This is a genomic window from Lacticaseibacillus zeae subsp. silagei, from assembly GCF_030770335.1.
Classification (GTDB): domain Bacteria; phylum Bacillota; class Bacilli; order Lactobacillales; family Lactobacillaceae; genus Lacticaseibacillus; species Lacticaseibacillus zeae.
Map to the genome: position 1 here is coordinate 2,244,922 of NZ_CP132484.1, position 24,933 is coordinate 2,269,854.

Annotated in this window: 22 protein-coding genes; 6 read left to right on the forward strand and 16 right to left on the reverse strand. The window is 48.9% G+C overall.

Annotated features, from left to right (window positions below; genetic code table 11):
• Positions 1 to 129 precede the first annotated feature (129 nt).
• Together LACZS1_RS10460 and LACZS1_RS10465 are read right to left on the reverse strand one after the other, a co-directional pair.
• The gene (locus LACZS1_RS10460) at positions 130 to 750 is read right to left on the reverse strand and encodes a type 1 glutamine amidotransferase (RefSeq protein ID WP_070651994.1); all 621 of its coding nucleotides are present in this window, start codon (positions 748 to 750) and stop codon (positions 130 to 132) included.
• 16 nt (positions 751 to 766) lie between these two features.
• Positions 767 to 1,513 (reverse strand): TIGR02452 family protein, encoded by a 747-nt coding sequence (locus LACZS1_RS10465; protein WP_070651993.1) that lies wholly within the window; start codon positions 1,511 to 1,513, stop codon positions 767 to 769.
• 142 nt (positions 1,514 to 1,655) lie between these two features.
• Between LACZS1_RS10465 and LACZS1_RS10470 the strand changes: the two genes are divergently transcribed.
• Positions 1,656 to 3,044, forward strand: coding sequence for a hemolysin family protein (locus LACZS1_RS10470; protein ID WP_047106347.1), 1,389 nt, complete (start codon positions 1,656 to 1,658; stop codon positions 3,042 to 3,044).
• 264 nt (positions 3,045 to 3,308) lie between these two features.
• Here LACZS1_RS10470 and LACZS1_RS10475 read toward each other — a convergent pair whose 3' ends face one another.
• Together LACZS1_RS10475 and LACZS1_RS10480 are read right to left on the reverse strand one after the other, a co-directional pair.
• Positions 3,309 to 4,106, reverse strand: a complete 798-nt coding sequence (locus LACZS1_RS10475) for an alpha/beta hydrolase (RefSeq protein ID WP_010491937.1) — start codon at positions 4,104 to 4,106, stop codon at positions 3,309 to 3,311.
• Positions 4,093 to 5,094, reverse strand: a complete 1,002-nt coding sequence (locus LACZS1_RS10480) for an acyltransferase family protein (protein WP_070652011.1) — start codon at positions 5,092 to 5,094, stop codon at positions 4,093 to 4,095. The genes LACZS1_RS10475 and LACZS1_RS10480 overlap by 14 nt, the downstream gene beginning before the upstream one ends.
• A 161-nt stretch (positions 5,095 to 5,255) precedes the next feature.
• Here LACZS1_RS10480 and LACZS1_RS10485 point away from each other — a divergent pair, with 161 nt between their 5' ends.
• Positions 5,256 to 6,713, forward strand: coding sequence for an MDR family MFS transporter (locus LACZS1_RS10485; protein ID WP_070651992.1), 1,458 nt, complete (start codon positions 5,256 to 5,258; stop codon positions 6,711 to 6,713).
• The gene (locus LACZS1_RS10490; RefSeq protein WP_010491943.1) at positions 6,710 to 7,213 is read left to right on the forward strand and encodes a DUF4811 domain-containing protein; all 504 of its coding nucleotides are present in this window, start codon (positions 6,710 to 6,712) and stop codon (positions 7,211 to 7,213) included. The genes LACZS1_RS10485 and LACZS1_RS10490 overlap by 4 nt, the downstream gene beginning before the upstream one ends.
• Before the next feature lie 151 nt (positions 7,214 to 7,364).
• Here the strand turns inward: LACZS1_RS10490 and LACZS1_RS10495 are convergent, their stop codons facing one another.
• From LACZS1_RS10495 to groES, 7 genes are all read right to left on the reverse strand, one after another.
• Complete coding sequence (locus tag LACZS1_RS10495; RefSeq protein WP_010491945.1) at positions 7,365 to 7,913, reverse strand: Maf family protein; 549 nt, start codon at positions 7,911 to 7,913, stop codon at positions 7,365 to 7,367.
• Complete coding sequence (gene mutL / locus LACZS1_RS10500) at positions 7,910 to 9,865, reverse strand: DNA mismatch repair endonuclease MutL (protein ID WP_070651991.1); 1,956 nt, start codon at positions 9,863 to 9,865, stop codon at positions 7,910 to 7,912. The genes LACZS1_RS10495 and mutL overlap by 4 nt, the downstream gene beginning before the upstream one ends.
• Before the next feature lie 4 nt (positions 9,866 to 9,869).
• Entirely contained in the window at positions 9,870 to 12,443 is a 2,574-nt protein-coding gene (mutS, locus tag LACZS1_RS10505; RefSeq protein WP_025012732.1) for a DNA mismatch repair protein MutS, read from the reverse strand.
• A 291-nt stretch (positions 12,444 to 12,734) separates the two neighbouring features.
• Positions 12,735 to 14,564 (reverse strand): APC family permease, encoded by a 1,830-nt coding sequence (locus LACZS1_RS10510; protein WP_274804362.1) that lies wholly within the window; start codon positions 14,562 to 14,564, stop codon positions 12,735 to 12,737.
• Positions 14,565 to 15,072: 508 nt separating this feature from the next.
• Positions 15,073 to 15,414, reverse strand: coding sequence for a DUF1827 family protein (locus LACZS1_RS10515; RefSeq protein WP_025012731.1), 342 nt, complete (start codon positions 15,412 to 15,414; stop codon positions 15,073 to 15,075).
• A 221-nt stretch (positions 15,415 to 15,635) separates the two neighbouring features.
• Positions 15,636 to 17,273 carry a chaperonin GroEL gene (gene groL / locus LACZS1_RS10520; RefSeq protein WP_010491955.1) on the reverse strand — a complete coding sequence of 546 codons (1,638 nt, stop codon included), beginning with the start codon at positions 17,271 to 17,273 and terminating at the stop codon, positions 15,636 to 15,638.
• Between the two features lie 35 nt (positions 17,274 to 17,308).
• Positions 17,309 to 17,590 (reverse strand): co-chaperone GroES, encoded by a 282-nt coding sequence (gene groES, locus LACZS1_RS10525; RefSeq protein ID WP_003567052.1) that lies wholly within the window; start codon positions 17,588 to 17,590, stop codon positions 17,309 to 17,311.
• A gap of 154 nt (positions 17,591 to 17,744) precedes the next feature.
• On the opposite strand from groES, the gene LACZS1_RS10530 reads away from it, so the two are divergent.
• Together LACZS1_RS10530 and LACZS1_RS10535 are read left to right on the forward strand one after the other, a co-directional pair.
• A complete protein-coding gene (locus LACZS1_RS10530; RefSeq protein WP_070651990.1) occupies positions 17,745 to 18,389 on the forward strand; it encodes a CPBP family intramembrane glutamic endopeptidase in 645 nt (214 codons plus the stop codon).
• 80 nt (positions 18,390 to 18,469) lie between these two features.
• Positions 18,470 to 19,528: an LCP family protein gene (locus tag LACZS1_RS10535; protein ID WP_306402852.1), complete on the forward strand. Its 1,059-nt coding sequence runs from the start codon at positions 18,470 to 18,472 to the stop codon at positions 19,526 to 19,528.
• An 89-nt stretch (positions 19,529 to 19,617) separates the two neighbouring features.
• Here the strand turns inward: LACZS1_RS10535 and LACZS1_RS10540 are convergent, their stop codons facing one another.
• From LACZS1_RS10540 to LACZS1_RS10560, 5 genes are all read right to left on the reverse strand, one after another.
• Positions 19,618 to 20,409, reverse strand: a complete 792-nt coding sequence (locus LACZS1_RS10540; RefSeq protein WP_306402853.1) for a hypothetical protein — start codon at positions 20,407 to 20,409, stop codon at positions 19,618 to 19,620.
• A gap of 15 nt (positions 20,410 to 20,424) precedes the next feature.
• Complete coding sequence (locus LACZS1_RS10545) at positions 20,425 to 20,661, reverse strand: hypothetical protein (RefSeq protein ID WP_070651989.1); 237 nt, start codon at positions 20,659 to 20,661, stop codon at positions 20,425 to 20,427.
• On the reverse strand, positions 20,662 to 21,549 hold the full coding sequence (locus tag LACZS1_RS10550) for an ATP-binding cassette domain-containing protein (RefSeq protein ID WP_070651988.1): 888 nt from the start codon (positions 21,547 to 21,549) through the stop codon (positions 20,662 to 20,664).
• A 4-nt stretch (positions 21,550 to 21,553) separates the two neighbouring features.
• Positions 21,554 to 21,913, reverse strand: coding sequence for a GntR family transcriptional regulator (locus LACZS1_RS10555; protein WP_306402854.1), 360 nt, complete (start codon positions 21,911 to 21,913; stop codon positions 21,554 to 21,556).
• 106 nt (positions 21,914 to 22,019) lie between these two features.
• The gene (locus LACZS1_RS10560) at positions 22,020 to 22,673 is read right to left on the reverse strand and encodes a redox-sensing transcriptional repressor Rex (protein WP_010491991.1); all 654 of its coding nucleotides are present in this window, start codon (positions 22,671 to 22,673) and stop codon (positions 22,020 to 22,022) included.
• Between the two features lie 217 nt (positions 22,674 to 22,890).
• Between LACZS1_RS10560 and LACZS1_RS10565 the strand changes: the two genes are divergently transcribed.
• Positions 22,891 to 24,843, forward strand: coding sequence for an ABC-F family ATP-binding cassette domain-containing protein (locus tag LACZS1_RS10565; RefSeq protein ID WP_070651986.1), 1,953 nt, complete (start codon positions 22,891 to 22,893; stop codon positions 24,841 to 24,843).
• Positions 24,844 to 24,933: the final 90 nt, after the last annotated feature.

Sequence of the window (24,933 nt, forward strand, 5' to 3'; positions counted from 1 at the left end):
TCCTTAACATTAAAAACCGCAAACCCCTGCTGTAGCGCGGTTTTTCTTTCAGCGTAACTTCAAAAAATCTTTGCGAATAACCTTGATTTTTCGCGTCAATCGTCAATAAAAAGTTGTTTTTACGCATTTTTAGCCAAAAAGTTGCTCAAGTATCCCATTAAGAACCTTGTGTCCGGGTGCCAAAATGGCTTCATTAACCGGGCCTTGCGGTTTACCGGCAGCGGTCCCCATCGCTGTAATCATGGTCGGCGTCACTTCCAGATGAAACTGCAACCCGACGATCCGATCGTGATATTTAAACCCTTGAAGTGCTTGGTCATTTTCGTATAACACTTGGCTGCCCGGCAATCGGCTCATCGCTTCCCCATGCCAATGGAAAACGTTAAGCAGCGTCCCATCACTGGTCCTGACCGTGCCGATTCCTTCTTCCGGTTTTTCCATCGGGTAGACGTTGGCACCAAAAGCCTTGGTGATCTGCTGAGCCCCCAAGCATATGCCAAGAACCGGTCGATTCAGTTTGTTCAAACTGCGAATCAAAATCCGTTCGGCTGCTAGCCAAGCGGGATCGTCATTGACGCTCATGGGGCCACCAAGCACAATCAAGCCATCAATGTCTGCCGGATTCAATTGCGCAATCGGATCACCTTGATCAGGCCGGTAAGTGACAGTTTCGATTGAATGCTTATCGACCCAGTCTTGAATGACCCCTAAGCCTTCAGCATCTGCGTGTTGCATGACTGTGAGTTTCATCGGTTAATTCCTTTCTTTATTCATCGTCACCTTTTAAAGCAGCAGCAAACGACTTAATCGACCTCATCTGCGGGTCGTAAATTGCAAAATAAACGCGTTTGAATGCGCCGGCAAACTCCGGTAACAACAACGCCTTCCGAAAAACGCGGGCAACTGGCTTGATTGGATTACCAAAAACGCCGGTACCGAATGCGCCCAGAATTAACTGATCAACGTCATGCGCCTTAAACGCCCGCAGCGTCTGTAAAACCTTAAACGCAATGTCATTCATAGCCGTCGCGTCATCCAGCTGCGGATCAACGCGGCGATCAGGTGCCGCGACAGTGACGATATCGACATATTTTTTTGACAAGCGGCGTCCCTGATCGTCAAAAACCTGCCGTACGTGTTCCGCATAAATGAGCTTTGAGCTAAACAGGCCGCGATTAGGCTGTTTGCAGTTCTGATCATAATAATCCGCCATGTGCTGTTCCAGCGCCGGCACCAAAAATGTTCCCTTCGCAATCGCTTCTTCCTGCGCCCGCGCGCCAAACGCCACACCACCGCCTGGATGAACCGGACTGGCAAAGTTCATCACGCCGACTTTGCCAGTTAACTCACTCATTAGTTGAAAAACATCCACGTTGCGAATCGCAATCTGCGGCATTTCCGTCCCTGTTGCCGGTGTCCGTGGCAGCGGTTTGCTAATCAGCTGGGTTTTGGGCATTTCCGGCTCGGCTTTAAAAACCTTCATTGTTTCCCAATACATTTTGACTTGTTCCATTTCGGCTTCTCCCCTCGAATCGCATACTCGTTGATACCAGCATAACGCATAATATAGAGGCAATCGATGAATTATCGTTCATTTGGCTTATTCAATGTTAAAATTAAGTTTGTAAAGCTACATGAAATGAGGAATGGAATACATGGAAAGTGGCCAAATCGTCCCCAATTTATTGGTGATGCTTGTCACCTTTTTCTTCGCAGCGTTTTTTGTTGCCTGTGAATTTGCACTGGTTCAAAGTCGTCCAAGTGCCTTGGAGGAAATGATCGACAAAGGCACTGGGCGCAAAGCGAAAATTGAGCGCGCCTTGCGCATGGTTCACAACTTAAATGAGTATCTGTCAACGACCCAGGTTGGTGTTTCACTGGCCGGCATCATTTTAGGGTGGATCGGGGAAACCACCGTTGAATTCTTGCTGGTTGATCTGTTTGGCCTGACCCACTTAAGTTTGCCAAATGGCAGCCTGCATGCGGTCGGCGCTATTTTGGGGGTTATTATTTTAACCTACTTGGAAGTGGTGCTCACCGAAATTGTTCCGAAAAACATTTCTATTGATTATCCAATTAAAACGTTAATGCTGGTTGTGACGCCGCTACATTACTTCCATATCTTGTTCTTCCCATTTGTCTGGTTGCTGAACGTCAGCGCCACCGGCATTGTCAAAATGATGGGCATGAAGCCAGCCGATGAAGGTAACGAGGCCTTCTCCCAAGCCGAAATTCTGAACCTTAGTAAGAATGCTGTTACTTCCGGCGACATGGAACAAAATGATGTCATTTATATGCAGCGGGCATTTGAGCTCAATGACAAAACGGCCAAAGACATCATGGTTGACCGTACCAGCCTGTTTGTGATCGATATTAATACCACCGTTAAGGAAGCCTTGCGCGACTATCTAACTCAAGGCTATAGCCGGTTCCCGGTTGTGGCAAACGGTGACAAAGATAAGATTCTGGGGTATGTCTACATCTATGATCTCGTCAAGCAAGGGCAAGTCGATCCATCTGTGAAAGTCTCCAAGCTGCTGCGTTCGATTATCAATGTGCCTGAAGTTACCCCGATTCACAATATTTTGACGCAAATGATCAAGAAACAAACGCCAATTGTTGTGGTCGTCGATGAATACGGTGGCACTAGCGGCATCGTCACTGATAAAGATATTTATGAAGAGCTGTTTGGTACGGTTAAAGATGAAATCGACGATGTCTCCGACGAGTACATTCGGAAAACCGACGATCCCAAAGTCTTTCGGGTCAGCGGCAAGACGACACTCTGGGACTTTGAACGTTTCTTCCACACTAATATCAAAGCGTTCACGGATTCCGAGATCATCACCATTGCCGGCTTTATCATGGAAACGCATCCCGATCTGAAGTTGCATGACAAAGTCAAAATTGATCACTTCAACTTCACCGTTGCTGATTTCTCCCGCGGCTTCGCCAACTGGTTTGACGTCACCCAGGATCCAAAGCCGGTCAAGCAAACCGTTGCTGAGGAAGTTAAAGAGGCAAAAGATAAGAAGCAGGATTAGCAGCAACGTTAAGCTCACAAACTTCAACTAATGTGTGTTTAAAAAGCCTAATATTCATGATCAAAGTGTAAAAAAGACCAATTGACCGTACAATGCAGTCGAATGGTCTTTTTTTCATGAACGATTCTTGTTTGTATAGGGATTGAGATCTTAGTGCCAAAGCGGAGCAATCGTAGGCCAGATGGGGCTCAGTTGTGCCCACCGCTCTAGCTTCGCGTCGCCACCCCAGCTGGCCGGAGATTGCGGAGTTTGGCACGACCAAAGTCACTTTCCCCAGATAAACTGCAACATCGCGCGGTCGACCGTCACATTGTGTTCATGGAGCTGGCTGTGTTGGGCATGGGGGCCAGTGACTTCAAGTGTCTGATACTTGGTGAGGCCACGAAGCAGATAGCCTAAGCTCAAGGCGGAGTTGACGCTCACAACAGTATCGGTATCCGTACCGTCTTGAACATTGCCATAAATATTCAACACCGACTTAGCGCGGAAATGCGTGCGGTTCTTCAATAACCGCGCATACTCAGGCCGAATCAGGTTCGGCCGCCCATCTGCTGCAAGCTGTAACTGATGTGGCTGGTCATTCCAGCCGAGCAAGCCGTCGTACGGGCCGGCAATCGCAACGACTTTTTCCAATTCAATCGGTGTTTGCGCCATCGCCGCCGCAATGACGGCATAGGCACCCATACTATGACCCACGGCGTTTAACTTCACCACGCCATAGCGCTCATGCAGCATCGTAAAAATTTTAGCCAGCCACTGACTATCTACTTCCTCGCCAGCAGTGTTGTTTTGAAAAATCACTTGAATAATCGGCGCAGCAGTGGTGTGTAACGTACCACGAACATCTAACTGACCCGTTGGACTTACCGTAATCACCATACTGCGTTTAGCTACCCCCGCAGCTTCGGCGCCTTCAATCAGCTGATTGGTTGAAAAAGCCGTACCCCGATAACCATGAACGAAAATGGTCGGTGTCGTGTCCGCTTCCACCAATTGCGTGCCTGGCGCCAGCCCAACGAGTAAAATCACCACGACCAGCAATAACCGTTTAATTAAACGCATATAATCCCCCGCCTTGCCAACGTTCCCGAACGCAGCGGCCCGCATAAGCAAGGAAAAGAGGAATCGTGACACCGGCAATCACCAGCACAAGTATATTAGGATCACCGAACTTCTCCAAAACATAGCCGACCGCTTTATGACCATACATTATAGGTAGTGTACTACGGCCAATGCGATCTAACCAGTTTCCTGCAAAAGTTCCTGACACTATTTTGGCTCCAGCAAATAAACCACCGCAGATGATGACTGGCGCCCATCCCGCCAGAAGTGGATCAGTTAAGTGATGGGATTTCATATAAAGCAAAAAGTCGATTTGGCCACGCGACTGGGCAGTAAACAGCACTGCGAAAAGGCCGACAGCGACCACCATAAACCACGGCTTGGTGACAATTTGCCGGGCATAATGGAATAACCACCAGCCGACAAACATATACGGCAAAGCAACCAGTACTAAATCAAGGTTGCCTGGAATCGGAAATCCTAAAGCTGCCTCAGCGTTAGGATAACTGAACCCTAACCAGAAAAGTCCGGCCATTAAAACCGCCTCTTGCCAGACTTTTGGCATATAGCCACGTAATAGACTAAACAGCAAACTACTGAAGGCATAAACTGTCATAAACCAAAAGACCGATAAATAACCATTCAGTTCGGTTCCGCCATAAACCAGTCGCCGCAAATAATCCAGGGTAAATGCAGGCGTGCGTTGCTCAACCACAAAATTCAGCAAAATCAGCCCCACGCCGTATCCAAAATACTGCTTGAACATTGGCCAGAACCGCCGCCTCAGATAATCTCTTAAAGTCGGCAACGTTGTCGGCTTGACGAAGAAACCGCCAATCATAAAGAACAATGGCATATGCCACCAATATAAGCTTTCATAAAACGTTGTATTGCGCGGATAGAAATGCCCCAACACAACTGCAATGATTCCGAGGCCTTTGGCAACATCAATCCATTCAATGCGTTGATGCGTCGATTGGACTTTCACGTTTTGAAACGCCCCTTCCGTATTCATTAACTTACTTTTAGGCTAACAAGTCGCAACGATGTTTTTTTGATACCTTTTTAAAGATTTTGTGAAGGCCATTCACCCAAACCTGCTGTTGACGTGCTAGACTGGATTATAACGTTTTTAGAAAGGACACGATTTTGTTGACACCAACTGATGTTAATGGGCATCCATATAATCGTTTGCTACTTGTCATCACCCTATTGATCGGCACGTTTACGACCTTCTTAACTCAAACCATTCTCACCACGGCTTATCCGACACTGATGGCTGATTTTCATATTAGCACCAGCGCGGTTCAGTGGCTGACAACCGGCTTCATGTTAATTATGGGTATCATGATTCCGGTTTCCGCGTGGCTGTTGGACAAATTCAACGTCAAAAACCTTTATTTGACGGCCATGACCATTTTCTTCTTAGGTTCGCTGATTTGCTGGCTTGCCGGCGATTTTCAGATGCTGCTGGCCGGCCGCCTCATCCAGGCGATTGGTGTCGGCATGTCCATGCCCACCTTTCAGACCGTGATGTTCACCATCTTCCCACCGGAAAAACGCGGCAGCGCCATGGGCTTAGCGGGCATCGTCATTGGCTTGGCGCCGGCAATCGGTCCGACGCTTTCCGGCTGGATTTTGCTGCATCATACCTGGCGTGCGTTATTCGCCGTCATCATGCCAATTGCTGCCGGGGTTGTGCTACTGGCCACTTACAGCATGCGGAAAGTTTTGCCGACGTCACATCCCAAGATCGACGTACCATCGATTATTGCTTCGACGCTTGGGTTTGGCGGCTTATTGTATGGCTTCTCAACAGTCGGCGATGCCGGCTGGACGGACACTCAGGTTCTGATCAGTCTCGCGATTGGCATTATTTTTGTCGCCTTGTTCTGCTGGCGGCAACTGCATCTCAAAACACCGCTACTGGAATTGCGAGTCTTTAAATCCAAGACCTTCACGTTAAGTGTCATTTTGACCGCGGTCGCCTTTATGTCGATGGTCGGGGTTGAAATGGTGCTGCCGATGTATATTCAGACAATTCGTGGCGAAAGTGCCTTTCATTCCGGGATGATTTTGTTCCCGGGGGCAATTATGATGGGGATCATGAGTCCGATCACCGGCCGGATTTTCGATCGAATTGGCGCCAAACGTTTGGCTGTCGCTGGCCTGTTTCTGCTGGTCGCCGGCACCTTGCCGTTGATGACGTTAACTGAAACCACGCCGCTGATTTATATCACGACAGTTTATACCGTGCGGATGTTCGGGATCACCATGGTCACCATGCCGGTCACGACTGCAGGGATGAACGCCTTACCAACGCATTTAATCAACCACGGAACGGCCGTGAACAACACGATTCGGCAAGTGGCGGCATCGATCGGGACTGCGATCCTGGTCTCTGTTTTGTCGGTCGTCACCAAGGGCGCAACGCCGGCAGCTAGCGGCAAGGCCCTTGATCCAATTGATTACGCCAACGCGCTACATCAGGCCACCTTGGCTGGCTATCGGGCGGCTTTTGCCGTTTCGTTGGTCATGGCAGCGCTAGGCTTGATACTGAGCTTTTTCTTAAAAAATGACGCCATGGATCGGAGGGACGCCTCATGATTATCTTATTGTTGATCATCGGTGCCATCGCCTTTTTCTGGGCTGTCGTGTTAATGAAACCCAGCCGCCAGCGGCCATTAGCCATCATTGTGAGTGGCTTGCTGGTTTTAGGCCCGATTGCTTTGTTGAGTGTGAATGATCTTTACCATGTTGGTTTTACGATTGACGAAACCACCGAGTTGCAACCACTGGCACCCATGAATGACCAATTGCAGATTATCAGCCAGCCCATCGGTACGGCTAAAAAACATATTGCTTACCGCTACCGGATTTCCGGCGACGCAATCGATCACACAGTCAAGCCAAGTGCCACCATCAAGACGAAACTGAAACACGGCACCATTCCGCAAGTCGCTGTCACCGAGCAGAAACTCAAATACAGCAACGTCTTTGCCGCCATCATGTTTGCCGGCTCTGGGGAACAAGGCAAAACCATCGGCAAGGTCTACACCTTCACCCTACCAAGCAACTGGCAGGTTGTTAAATCGCCTAAGAGTTAAGGTGTCGTGGATTCTTGGCGTGTCAAACCTGCTCAGCTATTTATTCACGATGTAACAATTTAACTGAATGAATCAAAAATGACCGAGTCTGCCATAAAAGAATCTGGCAACTCGGTCATTTTGTATTTTCGATCTGTCTAACCCATTTGGATTAAGCCAACAACATGCGATACAACGTGCTGATCGGTAGACCCATCACATTGTAAAAGTCGCCGTGAATGGACTTAACCAGCAAAGCCCCGGCATCTTGAATTCCGTAAGCACCGGCCTTGTCTTGGTAAGCATCTTCCTGCAAATAGGACTCGACTTCTGCTTCCTCAAGTGGCCAGAACGTAACATCGGTGCCTACGACTTGTTGGCGCACCGTGCCATTATCCAAACGTACCCATAAGCCGGTATACACTTGATGGGTTTGGCCGCCAAGTGCGGTGATCATCTGCTTGGCTTCTTGCCGGCTATGCGGCTTGCCCAGCAATTTGCCCTGAAACGCCACCATCGTATCTGCCGCGATAATCGTAGCACCCGGATAGCTGGGCACCAACGATTCGCCTTTTGCCTTCGCGAGACTCTGGACATATTCCGGCGGCGCTAAAACCGGCAGCGCCCGCTCATTAATCGCGGCCGGATGGCTCTCAAAACTGGGAATAATTCGCTTGAGCAATTCCTGCCGCCGCGGTGAGTGACTTGCCAATATGATCATGCCTGCATTTCCCCACTTTCATGACTATCTTGAATCCGTTTGAACATTTTCTCCAGATCCGTATTGGAAAAGTGCACCAGAACCGGCCGACCATGGGGGCAATTAAATGGGTTCTCGCATTGCGGCAGTTTTTGAATCAGTGCCCGTGCCTGCTTGTCATCCAAATGATGATTAGCCTTGATGGCGCGTTTACAGCTCATCATGATGGCGGTTTTTTCCCGAAACGCCGCCACCGTTATTTTACCGTCCCGCAGCACCCAATCCACCATTTCCTTGATCGTATCCTCTTCTTGGCCGGCTTTAAACCAAGTCGGGTGATGTTCAACTACAAAACTATTTTGGCCGAAGTCTTCCAGATACAGGCCGACCGATTCCAAAACATCGCGGTGCGTCCGAATATCAATCGCATCGGCGGCGGAGTAATCCAGGACAATCGGCACTAACAAATGTTGCTGATCGGTGCTGACTTTGCCGATTTCCTGACGATAAAATTCGTAGTTGACCCGCTCCTGCGCGGCGTGCTGATCCAAAATATACAGACCGTCGCTGGACTCAGCTAGCAAGTAAGTGCCGTGAACCTGCGCCAAATACGTTAAATCCGGAAATCGCTCAGCTGGTTCGTTCCGCTTCAGATCTTGCGCTGGCAAGTCTTCCACCAGCGCTGGCGCTACATTGGCATCCAACTGCTGATAACGCTGATCCCACGCAGCCAGCCGTTGCGGTTCGCTAAAGATTGGCCGATCATCCAAATCATCCATGGTTAAGTCCGGCGCTGTCTCGGCAGACGGCGTTGATCCAGCTTGAGGCGTATTTACAGGCTGGTCATGGGTTTCTTCGCGTAGTTCAGTTCCCTGCGGCGGCGTTGGTGCAGCTGTTTTCGGGCTGATTTTATTGAGCGTTAATTCCGGCTGATCCAGGTCATAGTGCTCACGTTTAGGCAGGTTATCCAACGCGTCTGGAATGAGATTTTCTTTTGCTAACCGACTCCGAATCGCTTCACTCAGCAGATGGCTGAGCTGATCTTCCTTGCTCAGACGCACTTCCGCTTTCGTCGGATGCACGTTGACATCGACCAAGGCTGCATCCATCTGAATCGTGATGACACCCATCGGATACCGCCCAACCATGAGCTTGGAGCCGTAACCGGCAATCACGGCTTTGGTGAGCTGAAAATTCTTGATATAACGGCCGTTGACGACCATGCTCAAGTAATTGCGCGAGGCCCGCGTAGTCTCCGGCAAACTGGTTAACCCGCTCACCTGAAAATCAAGATCCTGCGCCTGAAAGTCAACCATCGACCGCGCAACCGGCAAGCCATAGATTCCCGCAAGTGTCTGTCGCAGATCACCTTGACCGGCAGTTCGAACGACCATATTGCCATCATGCGAAACAGTAAAGGCAATGCTGGGATTAGCCAAGGCCAGCCGACTAACGATATCGACAATTTTCCCCAGCTCGGTCTGCTGTGACTTCATGTACTTCAGGCGCGCTGGTGTATTGAAGAACAGATCAGACACTTCAACATCCGTGCCCCGGCGATGCGCCGCCGTAGTTTGATCCTCGACTTTGCCACCCTTCACGTGAATCTTGGCGCCGATGCCAGAATCTGTCGCCGTCGTTAACGTGACATCGGCAACCGCCGCAATACTGGCCAAAGCTTCACCGCGAAACCCTAACGAATGCACATTAAACAAATCCCGCGTCGTCAGAATTTTGCTCGTCGCATGGCGCAAAAAGGCGGTCGCAACATCGTCAGGATCAATCCCGACCCCGTTATCGCTCACTTGAATTTTCTGTAAGCCAGCCGCCGATACCTTCACGTCAATCTGGGTTGCCTGGGCATCGATGCTGTTTTCCACTAATTCTTTGACCACGCTGGCTGGGCGTTCAATGACTTCCCCGGCAGCAATCTGATTACTTAACGTGGCGGATAGCTGATGAATTTTTGGCATAAAATCACTTCTTCTTTAAACGTTTCTGAAGGTCGAAAATCAAATTCATGGCGTCCATTGGCGTCGCATCCATCAAATCAAACTTAGCTAGTTTCGCCAAAATCGGACTGTTCTTCGGTTGCGGTTTAGGTTCCTCGAAAAGCGACAATTGTTGGTCCGTCACCTGGCTTGGGGCTGCAGGCACGGTTTTCTCCGGCGTGGCGGCTTCAAGCTGCTTCAGAATCGCATCGGCACGATTCAATAAGTCTGACGGCAGACCAGCCAATTTGGCCACATGAATCCCGTAACTTTTATCTGCCGGTCCCGGCATCATTTTGTGCAGGAAAACCAGGTTGCCATGCTCTTCAACCGCACCGACATGCACATTCTTGAGCTTCGCCAATGAATCGGACAGACTGGTCAGTTCATGATAATGGGTGGAAAATAGCGTCTTGGCGTGCACATGATCATGCAGATATTCGATGATCGCCTGTGCCAGCGCCATGCCGTCATAAGTCGCCGTTCCGCGTCCAATTTCATCAAAGAGAATCAGACTCGAAGCCGTTGCATGACTCAGTGCCGCGTTGGCCTCTAGCATTTCGACCATAAAGGTGCTTTCCCCATTCGCCAAGTCGTCCGCCGCGCCAATGCGGGTGAAGATTTGATCAAAAATCGGTAAATCCGCAGCATCAGCTGGAACAAATGATCCGGCCTGCGCCATGATCACAATTAACGCCAACTGCCGCATGTAGGTACTTTTCCCGGACATGTTAGGGCCGGTAATCAGCAGCATATCCGTATCCTGGTCCATGATAACATCGTTAGGAATATAGCTGTCTTGCCCCAAAACGTGTTCGACAACCGGATGTCGGCCGCCTTTAACATTAATGTCGTGGGTGCCGGCATGCATCGTCGGCCGGACATAGTGATTGTTTTCAGCCACTGTCGCAAAACTTTGCAAGACATCCAATGCCGAAATCTGGGCGGCTAACGCTTGGAGTCGTTTAATCTGAGCTTTGACCTGATCGCGAATATCCTGAAAAAGATCATACTCCAGCGCGGTTGAACTTTCCTGTGCTTCAAGAATCAAGGTTTCTTTTTCCTTCAGCTCAGGCGTGATAAACCGTTCGGCATTTGTCAGCGTCTGTTTGCGTTCGTAGCGGCCTTCCGGTACCTTGTCCAAATTGGACTTAGTAACCTCGATAAAGTAGCCAAACACCTTGTTATACCGGATTTTCAAATTGTGGATACCGGTGGCCTTGCGTTCTGATGCTTCCAGTTCCGCAATCCACTGCTTGGAATTCTTCATGGCATCGCGATACTCGTCTAACTTCTTATTGTAACCGCGTAAAATCAAACCGCCATCAGTCACCGAAATTGGAGGCTCCGGCTCAATCGCTCGGCGAATCAACCCAGCAACATCGCTGACTGGATCGATTTTACCGCGAAGTGCTTTAAAACTGCCATCATCAAGCTTACTTAGGACATCCTGAATCGCCGGCACCTGATCAAGTGAGGTTTGCAATTGAATCAAGTCGCGTCCGTTAACCGTGCCAAAAGCCACGCGACCGGCTAACCGCTCCAGATCATAAACTTTGGTTAGTCGCTCCTGAAGCTCGCTGCGTTCAAAAAAGTGATCCAGCAAGTCCTGAACTTGATTTTGCCGCACGCTGATTGCGCCAATATCCAACAGCGGCCGTTCCAACCATTGCTTCAGCAAGCGGCCGCCCATTGCGGTTTTCGTTGCGTCCAGCAAAGACAATAACGTATCGCCTTTGCGCCCGGTACGACTGTTTTGCAGAATATCTAGATTGCTGCGGGCATCCTGATCCATTTCTAGATACGCTGACGGTTGGTAGGCCACGGCTTTTTGGATATGGGCCAAGCTCCGTTTCTGCGTGTTCAACAAATAAGCCATCAGCATTTGCACAACGGCGGCTTCGGCGGGATCGGTCAGATCTTGCGACACATAACTGCCTTCACTCGTTGGCTGACTGTCAGGCTGAACCGACAACAAACGCTCGCCTTTTTTCAACATGGCTGCGTCATCATCAGTCAGGTCTTCTGGCACCACGATTTCTTTGGTCGCGAGGGCACTCAATTCGTTTTCCAAGGCAAATTTACTTTTGAGATCGGTCACCTTCAGCTCGCCGGTGGAAACATCGCCATAAGCAAAGGCATAACCGCCTGCGTGTGGCAAAACAGCAGTAATGTAATTATTTGTCTTTGCGGCGCCGGCTTTGATGTCGACATTGGTCCCCGGGGTGATCAGCTGGATCACGGCGCGCTTGACCATCCCCACGGCTTTTTTAGGATCTTCCATTTGCTCACAGATAGCGACTTTATACCCATGATCAATCAGAATATCAACATAACTCTGCACCGCATGATGCGGCACCCCTGCCATCGGAATCGGATCATCCGCACTCTTATTTCGTGCCGTCAAGGTCAGCTCAAGCAACTGTGCGCCTTTAATGGCATCATCGTTGAACAATTCGTAAAAATCGCCAATTCGATAAAATAAAAATGCATCCGGATACTGCGCCTTAATCGCATTATACTGTTGCATCATTGGCGTATCACTGGTTTTTTGCGGCACAAACTTCACCCTTTGTCTTTGACTATCTCTGACGTTCTATAACCTATATTTTAACAGGTAAGTCAACAGAGCGCGAACAGGGCCGGTTAGAAACCGGAACATAAGTGGCCTTGGGCGTGATGGCCCGGGCTTAGGCCATTGCGACCAAGGTCCTTATGTGGAGGTTTCTGGCCCAGTGAGCGCGTTTTCAGAGCGCAAATAGACACGGTTAGAAACCAAAAAAAGCGAATGAACCCACACCTATGGAATTCATCCGCCTCTATTGCATGTCTCTCCAACCTGCCTAAACGGTCACTTCTTCAAATGATAACTGTAAGTGGCAATAATCACGTTCTCGCGGCTTGCAAACGCAGCGCGTAGACGGAAGTTGGTTTGGTTATGGAGAATATTTTGCCACTTTTTGCGCGGTACGAATTGCGGAATCAGCACCGTGGTCGTAAAGTTGCGTTTAGCAGCATTCCGCGCCACGATGTCGACGAAGCGAATTGTCGGTGCTTCAATCGAACGATATGACGAGTGAATATCGACAAACCGGACATCCGGAAAATCAGCCCGAAATTCGCTTTGCGTTTCTTTTTCCTTGTTCGGATTCTCATCCATCGAGACGTGCATCGCAATGACATAATCGCCAATAGATTGGGCGTAATTCAGCGCTGCACGGGTCACCCGCGTCACATTGCCGACAAGCACAATGACGGTGCTGCCATCGTACTCATGCTCCTCAACATCTGCCGGCAATCGTAACTGCGCGGCCACTTTACGATAATGATCATGAATCTTGTAAAACATAAAGATGGCGAGCGGCATGACGATGAAGAACGGCCAGATATCAAACAGCCGGTAAGCAAATAAGATGACCAGAATCGCGAACGAAATCAATGCACCAGAAAGGTTGGCGACCGTTTTGCCAATCCAGCCCTTGCCGCGGTGCCGGAACCAGTGAATGATCATCCCGGTTTGCGACAACGTAAACGGAATGAACACGCCTACCGCATACAACGGAATCAGGCGCTCCGTGGAGCCTTGGAAAATGGTGATCAACGCCGCCGAGCCCAGCGCCAAGGTCAAAATCCCATTGGAATAACCCAACCGATCGCCGCGATCCAGGTACATATGCGGCATAAACTTGTCCTTAGCCAAGTTAAACGCTAAGACCGGGAAAGCCGAAAACCCTGTGTTGACAGCAACCGCCAAAATTAACGCGGTCGCAAATTGAACGACATAATACATGATGCCGGTGCCACCAAATGTTTCTTTGGCAACCTGTGAAAGTACCGTCACCTTCGCCATCGGCACTAAACCATACCAGTAGTTCAAGAACGTGATCCCGGCAAAGAAGAACCCTAGAATGCCAGCCATAATCGCTAACGTTTTGGCTGCATTCTTTTCCTTGGGCAACTTGAAAAACGGCACCGCATTACTGATCGCTTCAACCCCGGTCAGTGAACTGGATCCGCTGGAAAACGCCCGGAAAATCAACGCCATCGACACGCCGGGAATCGCTGCGCCGACCAATGAAGTTGCCTTATACGGAATGGCACCACTGACAACCTGATAAAGTCCCCAGACGATCATCACAGTCATCACGAGTACAAACAGATAAACCGGAATCATCAGAAAATTAGCCGATTCGCTCATGCCACGTAAGTTCATGCCCATCAAGATAAAAATGATAATCAGCGAAATCGCCACCTGATGGCCATACAGCGCAGGAATCGCACTAGTGATCGCCTCGGCGCCGGCCGAAACCGAAACCGACACCGTCAGCATGTAATCAATCAGCAACGAAGCACCGGCCGTTAAACCGGCATTGCGGCCCAAATTTTCGCTGGCAACAACATAGGCCCCGCCACCACTAGGGTAAGCATGGATAATCTGCCGATATGAAAGTGTCAGCGAAATCAGTAAGACTAAAACGAACGCCGCAATCGGTAACGAATACCAAATTGCCGCAGCCGACAGTGTCGTGAGGACCAAGACAATCTGCTCGGTCCCATAAGCCACACTGGACAAAGCATCTGACGACAGCATCGCCAATGCTTTGAAGATGTTAAGCTGTTGACCACCTTCCTCGGAAGATTTCAAAGGCCGCCCAATGAACAGCCGTTTCAAGTGCATCATTTTCTAAACTCCTATTAACCCACACCGGTTCAAAAATTTTAATGAATCGTAAACAAACATGCATTAGTGTACTCTAAATTTCGGCTTACGCCTACCTTGTTTCATCTTAACTTATATGTGCCGCCAGAAACACCGGTTGGATTGATATTTGTCAGCGGGTATGGTTCGGAAAAAGCCACGATCAGGCACTGCTCTATAAAGAAGCTAAGGGGTTCCGTTGACTGCTAAGTTCTGTAGCGCGTTTGATAGCCCAGAAATTCAGGTGCAAGAACCTCAACCCCAATGGCAAAAACCGCCATTGGGGTTGAGACTACTTACGCTTTATTTAACCGCGCCGGTTCACGCTCACTTTAACGCGTTCGCCGGCGCAGAAGTCGGTTCACGCTCGACCATAACGCGCTCACCGGCGCAGAAGTCTGCGTGTAAGGACCTTGGTCGCAATGGTCAAAGCCCGACCATCACGCCCAAGGCCACTTACACTCCGACTTCTAACCGCGCCGGTTCACGCTCACTTCTCGATAATAACAACATCATGCACTTTCAATTTACGATGGACTTCATGTTCGATCTCGCTTTTGGCGGCGTGGTCGATTTTTAGCTCGGTTTTTGGTGTGTCTGGCAATAGTTTCTCGAGGACAAAATCAATTTCGGCATCTTTGATGGTGCGCTTGTCATGAGTCAGGACAATATCGATTTGGTCGAATCCTTCCACATAATAAACATGTACCGATCCTAACGTGTAAAGTTCAAAATACTTGACCGGCTTGCGACTATATAAAAAGCGCATGGTGTGCGGAAGCATTTTGTGTAAACTGGCATTAAGCCGAATGGGATTTTGAACTAATTTCATATAAATCGTCCCTTCTGTCTGACATTGAAAAAGTGACTTTAACTGTTTACCAATTTTATTTTATCAGGGAAACGTGGTCAATGCCTATGATAACGCTTGGAACGTGCTTGTGAGGCACAATATACATGTTGCAACGCACTCCTGATCGCGGTGCACAAAAAAACACCAGCAAAGTTCGCTGGTGTTTTATTTGTGTTCTTCTTTTTAAGGATAGGACGAAATTACATCATGCCGCCCATGCCACCGGCTGCCGGGTTTGCACCTGCAGCACCCGCGTTGTTATCCTTTGGTTCTGGCTTGTCAGCAACAACCGCTTCAGTGGTCAGCATCAAAGCAGCAACTGATGCAGCATTTTGCAATGCGGAACGGGTAACCTTGGTTGGGTCGATGATACCTGACTTAGCCATGTCTTCCCATTCACCGGTTGAAGCATTGTAACCAATGCCCTGCTTTTCCTTCTTCAATTGTTCAACGATGACAGAACCTTCGCGGCCAGCGTTTTCGGCAATCTGGCGAACAGGTTCTTCAAGGGCACGCAGAACAATGTTGATCCCGGTCTGAACGTCGCCTTCTTCTTTCAAAGCAGCGACTGCAGGGATGACGTCAACCAAGGCAGTACCACCGCCGGCAACGTAACCTTCTTCAACGGCAGCACGGGTCGCGTTCAAAGCATCTTCGATCCGATACTTACGTTCCTTCAATTCGGTTTCGGTTGCAGCACCGACCTTGACAACCGCAACCCCGCCGGCTAACTTAGCCAGACGTTCTTGCAACTTCTCACGATCGAAGTCGCTTGTTGTGTCATCAATTTGCTTCTTGATAATGTTAACCCGTTCAGCAATGGCATCCTTGGAACCTGCACCATCAACAATCGTGGTGTTGTCCTTGGTAACGGTAACCTTGCCTGCGCGGCCTAATTGTTCAATCTTGGTATCCTTCAGATCCAAGCCAAGATCGGAACTGATCACGGTGCCACCGGTCAAGGTTGCAATGTCTTCCAGTTGTGCCTTGCGCCGATCGCCAAAGCCAGGCGCCTTAACTGCAACAACATTGAAGGTACCACGAATCTTGTTAAGAACCAGGGTTGGCAATGCTTCGCCGGCAACATCGTCAGCAATGATTAACAGTGCCTTACCTTGTTGAACGATTTCTTGTAATAGTGGAAGAATGTCCTGGATGTTGGAAATCTTCTTATCGGTAATCAGGATATATGGATCGTCCAGATCAGCTTCCATTTTATCATTGTCGGTTACCATGTATTGACTCAGATAGCCGCGATCAAACTGCATCCCTTCAACAACGGAAAGTTCAGTGTCGATCCCTTTGCTTTCTTCGATGGTAATAACACCATCATGGCCAACTTTTTCCATGGCGTCCGCAATCAGATTGCCGACTTCTTCATTGGAAGATGAAACCGAAGCAACCTGGGCGATTTCCTTCTTGCCGTTAACCTTGTGGCTGATCTTGTGCAGTTCATCAACCGCTGCCTTGGTCGCCTTTTCGATACCAGTCCGAATGCCAACTGGGTTAGCACCGGCAGTTACGTTCTTCATACCTTCACGAATGATGCTTTGTGCCAGAACCGTTGCGGTTGTGGTACCATCACCGGCGATATCGTTTGTCTTGGATGCAACTTCCGCTACCAACTTAGCGCCCATGTTTTCGTAATGGTCTTCTAAGTCAATTGACTTGGCGATCGTAACACCGTCGTTGGTGATTTCCGGTGCGCCATAGCTCTTATCCAAAACAACGTTACGGCCTTTTGGTCCTAAAGTTGTTTTTACCGTGTTTGCTAACTGATCCACGCCACGCAGCATTGCGGTACGTGCATCCTCAGAGAATTTAATTTCTTTTGCCATTGTTTTTATTCACCTCAAAATTGATCGATTATTTTTTACGCAATTGCCATAATGTCTTTTTCGTGCAGTACGAGGTAGTCTTGACCTTCATACTTTACTTCAGAGCCGGCGTATTTGTCGTATAATACAGTATCACCAACTTTGACAGCCATTGGCAGACGCTTGCCTTCCGGTGTCAAGGCGCCTTCACCTACTGCGACAACTTTGCCGGTTTGCGGCTTTTGCTTGGCATTATTGGCTAAGACAATGCCGCCAACAGTCTGTTCCTCTTCTTCAACGACCTCGACAATCACGCGATCTCCTAATGGTTTTAACAAGGCAATCCCTCCACATTACATTTTTTGATTTAGCACTCGCTATGTCTAAGTGCTAACTACAAAAGTAACTATAACGAGTTTTCCGGGTGAATGCAACCCCAAAACCCGGGAATGTTATACTAATTTCAGATATTTTTTCAAAGGAGTCCCCTATATGTCACTGCAAAAACATGCCTTTTCCGTTGTCGGTGCTTACCTCGTCACGTTTATCGCTAACCTTTTGATTTTCCAATTCATGCCGGTTGGGCGGCTCAGCCTTGGTATTGTGACCTTAATCAGTGTCATCGCAATGATTGCTGCGGCGTATAGCGAACGGCAACTGGTCATTGCCAACGCGGTTGAAGCCCCTGGCGTCCTCGCACCACAACAGCGCGTTTTCTGGGGTGTCATCGGCATTGCCGGCGTCTTGGCTGCTCAGTTAGTCGGCTCATGGCTTGAAATGTTCCTTTTTAAAATGCCGCAAACTAATAGCCAGATTCATCAGCAGCTTTCCAGTATGACCACCAATCCCTGGTACTTTTTGGCAATCGGCCTCGCCATTCCCGTTCTGGAGGAGCTGGCTTTTCGTAAAGTATTGTTCGGTAATCTGGTTAATGTCACTGGCGTTTTCGGTGGCGCTTTGATCGCCAGTCTGTTATTTGCCGTGACTCAACCAGGCGGCCACTGGCTCAGCGCGACCTTGGTCGGATTGGTTCTGGCCTATGATTACCGTCACACCGGCGCCATCAGCACTGCCATCATCGCCCATGTCGGTGCACTATGGGTGGTCTGGCTATATTACATTGCCCACGCGCTGTAAACGTAATCGAATATTAATCTCGCTGGCGCATTCAATCTTCTATAATGGAAATAATGTTTTTATAAAGGAGCCGTTCAAAAATGGAGACCCGTTCAAATCACCGCCACCGTCAACCGCCTAAACGTTTTCGCTGGGGACGCCTCATCGGCTTAATCGTCATTGTCGGCCTGTTTACGGTTGGCGCCTATGCCCTGCGCCTCTATAGCCAGGCAAAATATGCCATCGATAATACATACCATGCCACCAAACACGTCAGTACGGACATCGCCCAAAAGAAGCCATTTGCAGTACTCCTGCTCGGGGTCGACACCGGTGCTGAAGGACGCGTTGAAAAGGGCAACTCCGATACCATGATTGTGGCCGTCGTCAATCCGAAGACCAACAAAACCACCATGGTCAGCATTCCCCGCGATACGGCTGCTGAATTGATTGGCACCAAAGAGTTCAATATGCAGAAAATCAACGCTGCATACAATGTCGGCGGTTCTGATATGGCCATCAACACAGTCTCTAAACTTGTGAATGTGCCGATTTCTTATTATCTGACGATCAACATGGGCGCGCTGGAAAAAGTCGTCAATGCGGTCGGTGGGATTGACGTTGATGTTCCATTTTCATTCCAGGATCCATACACTGGCAACCAGAAATTCAAAAAGGGCCGCATGCATTTAAATGGCAACATGGCACTTGCCTACTCACGGATGCGCCACGCTGATCCGGAAGGCGACTATGGCCGGCAAAAGCGCCAGCAACAAGTCATCAAAGCAATTTTGAAAAAAGCCGTTTCTGTCGGATCGCTCGGTAACTTCACTAAACTCATGGATACGATTTCCAAAAACATTGCCACTAATCTGAGTTTTGCCGATATGCAAAGCATTTTCATGAACTATCGCGGCGCTGCCAAAACCATCACAAACGATCATCTCAAAGGGGTTAATGCATGGGTCGGCGACGGTGCTTATCAAATTGCCTCAGATGCCGAAATGCAGCGGGTTTCCGATAAGCTGCGCAAAGCACTGGGCCTGCAAACCGAAACCATCAGCAACGAAGAAACCAAACAAAATGCCAAGAACACCCAGTTTGATTTCAAGGCAACGACCGATCAGAATTACATTATCTTCACACCGTATGATCGTTAACCTCCTTGCAAGTAAAAACCGCCTGCCGACTTATGACGTCGGCGGCGGTTTTTTTAGTGGCGTAAAAATCTGCTTCTGCCTGCTCAGCGCTATCGAACCATCAGCCGTTCTTGCACGCGCTCACGATGCAGCCACCAGAGGCCGAGCGCGAGAACACCGATAATGGAGACACTGTAGGACAACAATTCATTTTGTAACAGCCAATCACCAAAATTGTAAGGGACAACAATCAAAGTATAGACAAAAATGACCCAGCGGAGTTTTGGCAACAATAGGATGTCGCCCTCGTTTTCCAGTGAAATCCGGTCAAATAGCCAGCGGGTGAGCCAGTACCCAGCCACGCTAATCGTTAACGCCAGTATAAACAAGAGCAGGAATAACTGATCGCCACGCGGTAAAAGTGACCAATAAGAACGGTGGTTCATAGCGTTATAAACCATGAACCGTTGAATCGCACTGGCACCAAGCCACCCGCCAAAAAGCCCAAAGACAAACATGCCGAACAACGTGGAAAAAATACTGCCAACGCCAATGCCAACGGTGAACAAAAAGCTGTCAATGGCCAGATTCATCATCAATAAGCCCAAAATATTCAAGCCGCTAATGCCAACATACTCGGTCGGCACGCCAGCGAAAATACCAAGCAGAAGAATGCCGATGCCAAGTGTTGTAGTTCCGAGTAAACACGTCAGCCCATACCAGTAACGGGCAGCAAAAAATTGTCTTCGCTTAAATCGGCTTTTAAACATGGCCACATTAAAACTGCTTGCCTGATCCATCCCAGCCATAGCTAATCCGAGCAGTAATGGGATTGCGTAATGGATGATCGTTATGATTTGTCCGACCACTAAAGACGAATAAAGCTTATCGCGTTGCGGCATAACAAAATAACGCTGTTACTTAAGGTAAGTTGCATAACTTTCATTTAAAAGGCTTGTATCATGATATTTAGCCGCTCTTTTTTTCTCCTCAATAAACTGTGTGAACGTCATAGTATTTTTTTGTTGCTCGTGATACGTGTTTAACGACTCACCCGTATTAAGCAGCGCTAATAACACAACAAAAACAAACATCACACGAACAAGCGCCTTATGCCTCATCCGGACAAGTTTCAACAACTGATGATCACCCATCTAGCCCACCTCCGCATGTTTTTTTCGAAATTCAACTTTAAACAAATCCGACAACGACAATGGCAGGCTTTCGTTCAAAACCGGCTGCTCAGCTTGCAGTGCCGCTTGCACATCTGGCGTGAAATCAGGGAAAACGACTTCGATGACGCGCCCACGGATATTCAAAATGCGGCCATGCTGTTTGATCACCGCCGGAATTTCCTTGGTTCGGAATACCAGCTGCAGTTTCACCGCTTGCTGACGGACATTTTCCAACGTAAGATCGCGGCTGATGCGGCCATCTTTGACGAATAAAACACGATCGGATAAACCGTCTAATTCGGCGAGATTGTGGGACGCAATCAGAAAAGTCCGCTGACCATCGGCTACCGCATCCACCACCAAATTGACAATGCGCTCACGAATCAGGACATCCAGCCCGTCGAATGGTTCATCGAGAAAAACATACGGGGATTGGCTCGCCAAAGCCATCGCCACCATGACCAATGCCTGATACCCTTTGGATAGCCCCTGAAACCGCTGGCCGCCAGTTAACCCGAATTTTTCGATCAGATGCAGAAACGCCGCCTGGTCGAATGAGGGATAAAGCAGCGCATAGGTTGTCGCAATCTTGGTTAATGCATACTTGCGAAAAAATAAATGTTGCTGATCTAAGTAAAAAATGGCTGCTTGTTGCGGCGATTCTTTTGTCAGATCATGCTGATCCAACGTGACCGTCCCGCCGTCAGCGATATACTGGCGCGTAATGGTGCGAAAAAGCGTGGTTTTGCCGATGCCATTCGGGCCGACTAACCCGACAACCTGGCCGCGATCCAGCGAAAACGTGATATCGCGCAGGACTTCCTGATTGGCGATCTTTTTTTGCAACTTGGTCACAGTTAAACTCATATCCTTAGTCCTCCTTTTCGGTCAGCCATGCTTGCAACGTCGCCAGACTGATGCCTAGACTTTGCGCTTCCACGACGAGTGCATCAAATTTTGGGCGGAACGCCGCCACTGCTCTTGAATTCGCATGTTTTAATGGCTCAGCCACAAATGTGCCGCGCCCAGGTTCAACGTAAATCACGCCGTCCGCCTCCAGTTGCTTGTAGGCTTTGGCGACGGTATTGGGATTCAGATGTTCTTGCTTCGCCATTTCCCGCACCGATGGCAGTTTATCGCCCGGCTGCATAATGCCTTGTAGAATCCGGGTCTTAATCTGCAACACCAAGCGTTCATAGTACGCCAAATGAGTATATGACTCGGTTGCCATTCCGGCGCCCCCTTTCGTACTACGTGTACTATTATACATAGTACACTCAACAACGCAAGAAAAAACGCCGTCCATCTGTCATGGGCGACGCATTTTCTTTTTTCAGTTAAGCTTCCGGTTCGTTGAGCGTTGGCCCATAATGTTCTAGGAAGTAAATCAAGGTCTGTAGTTCCGTTGCCAAATCGACATTTTGTACCCGCACGTAGCTAGGCACCGAAATGCGAATCGGGGTGAAGTTCATGATCCCCTTAATCCCGGCTTTAACCAAATCATCGGTGATATGCTGGGCGGCATCAATTGGCACCGTCAAAATCACGATTTCAATCTGCTGATCTTTAATTTGCTTAATCATTTCATCCATGGGATAAATTGGTACCCCACTTTGAATGGTTCCGGCTAAATCAGGGTTGATATCGAATCCGGCACTAATCCGAATGTTGTTAGCCTGTCGAAAATTATAATTCAACAAGGCATGGCCAAGATTGCCGACACCAACCAGACCGACATTAGTTAGCCGATCCTGATTCAGAATCTTTTTAAAGAATTTCAGCAAATCGTTGACGTCATAGCCGTAGCCGCGTTTGCCCAATGCACCGAAATAAGAAAAATCACGCCGAATGGTTGCCGAGTCAACTTTCACCGCGTCCGACAGTTCAGTTGAACTGATCTTGGTTGTCCCGGAATTCGCCAAGAAATTCAAATATCGGTAGTACACGGGTAGGCGTTTCGCCGTTGCTTTGGGGATGATTGTTTCCGCCATGTAAGCAAGCCTCCTGTAGAAGTATTCCCATGCAGAACATGTGAACTGTCCAACATAGTATCTTCTGCTAATATTAGCTGGTTTATGGCCTGAACGCAAGCGGATACATCTTCACAAGCATATTTTATTGTGCGAATGCATCATCAGGGAACGCACGCCCAGGAACAAAACTATGGTATATTAGGTCTTAACGATTATTGTGAAAGAAGGTATTCCTGTGATCATTTTGCAGGCACAACAAGTTAGCCGCAGCTTCAACGGCAACGAATTATTTGCCAATGTGAACCTTGAAGTCCAAGACGGCGCGCGCATCGGCCTTGTTGGCCCCAACGGGATTGGTAAAACCACCCTGCTGGAAATCCTGACTGGGATCGCGCCTCCGGATAGCGGTCAGGTGACGACCATGAAGAATCTATCCATTGGCTATTTGGCCCAAAACTCTGGCCTTGATTCGGATAAAACGATTTTCAAAGAAATGTTGACGGTCTTCGCCCCGCTGCAAGCAATGGCGCGACAAATCCATACTTTAGAGGCCAAACTCGGCGATCCTAAACTCATTGCGGACAAGCCGGCGTTTGCCGCAACCATGAGACAGTACGATCAGCTGCAACACGATTTTAACGAGCAAAACGGTTATGGCTATGAAGCCGAAATCCGCTCCGTCCTCCATGGCTTCCAGTTCGGTGAAGACACTTACGACAAGCCGGTTGGCACCTTGTCCGGCGGCGAACGTTCCCGTCTGGCTTTGGCCAAGCTCTTGCTGGAAAAGCATGACCTGATCATCCTCGACGAGCCAACCAACCACCTTGATATCGAAACACTCAGCTGGTTGGAAGGCTATCTCAAAACTTACCCCGGCGCCATTTTAACGGTCAGCCACGATCAATATTTTCTTGATCACGTGGTCAACGAAATTTACGAACTGGATCACCACCACGCGACCCATTACAAAACCAATTACAGCGGATATCTCAAGCAAAAGGCCGAGCGCCAGGCGCAGGCTTGGAAAGCCTACACCAAGCAGCAAGAAGAAATCGCCAAGCTCCAGGATTTCGTGGACAAGAATATTGTCCGCGCCAGCACCACCAAGCAGGCCCAAGCGCGCCGGAAACAATTGGAAAAAATGGATGTTCTGGAAAAACCGACTGGTGACGACAAAAGTGTGCATTTTAACTTCACTCCCAATCGTCCCAGCGGCAATGAAGTGCTCAAAGTCAACCAAGCAACGGTGGGGTACGAAGCTGATCACCCGATGGCCGGTCCTATCGATTTTCAAGTCAATAAATTCGATCGGATTGCCATTATCGGACCAAACGGGGTCGGTAAATCGACTTTACTCAAAAGTATTTTAGGCAAAATCCCGTTTCTGGCTGGATCGGCAAAATTCGGCGCTAACGTTGATGTCGGCTACTACGACCAGGAGATCCAACAACTCAATCCCAAAAATACCGTGATTGACGAAATCTGGGATGAGCACCCAATGATGCCGGAAAAAGACGTCCGTTCCGTTCTGGCTGCCTTTTTGTTCGGCCCAGACGATATTCAAAAGCCGGTCAGTGCCTTATCCGGCGGCCAAAAAGCCCGGTTGGAGTTAACTAAATTGGCGCTCAAACATGATAATTTTCTGGTGCTTGATGAACCGACCAACCACTTGGACATCAACAGTAAGGAAGTCCTTGAGCAGGCATTAAAAGATTTTAATGGCACCGTTTTGTTCGTGTCCCATGACCGTTACTTCATCAACGAACTGGCAACCAACGTCATTGCGATCGCCCCGACCGGCAGCACCACTTACCTCGGCAACTGGGACTATTATCAGGAAAAGCTGGCCGAGACCAAGGCAGAGGCCGAAGCTGCGGCTGCTGAACAGCCCACCGCCAAAACCGAAACCGCGGGCGCCACCTCGTATCAACAGTCCAAAGAAGATGCCCGCGCAACCCGTAAGTTACAGCGGGAAGTTGCTGACTTAGAGGCACAACTGCAGAAGCTTGGCGACCAAGCGACCACGATCCAAAAAGAAATGACCGCCCCTGATGTTTTGAGCGACTATGTCAAAATGCAAAAGCTGCAAACCAAGCTCGAAGAAGTTCAAAAACAAACCACGGACGTTGAGAATGCTTGGGAAGAAAAAAGCATTCAGCTTGAAGACATGGAAACTGCTGACAAGTAGGTGGCATCGTAACTTATGGCGGCAATATAAAAAGGTGAGCATCCATTGCTTGGAGTGCTCACCTTTTATTATCTCAAGGGTAATTCATTA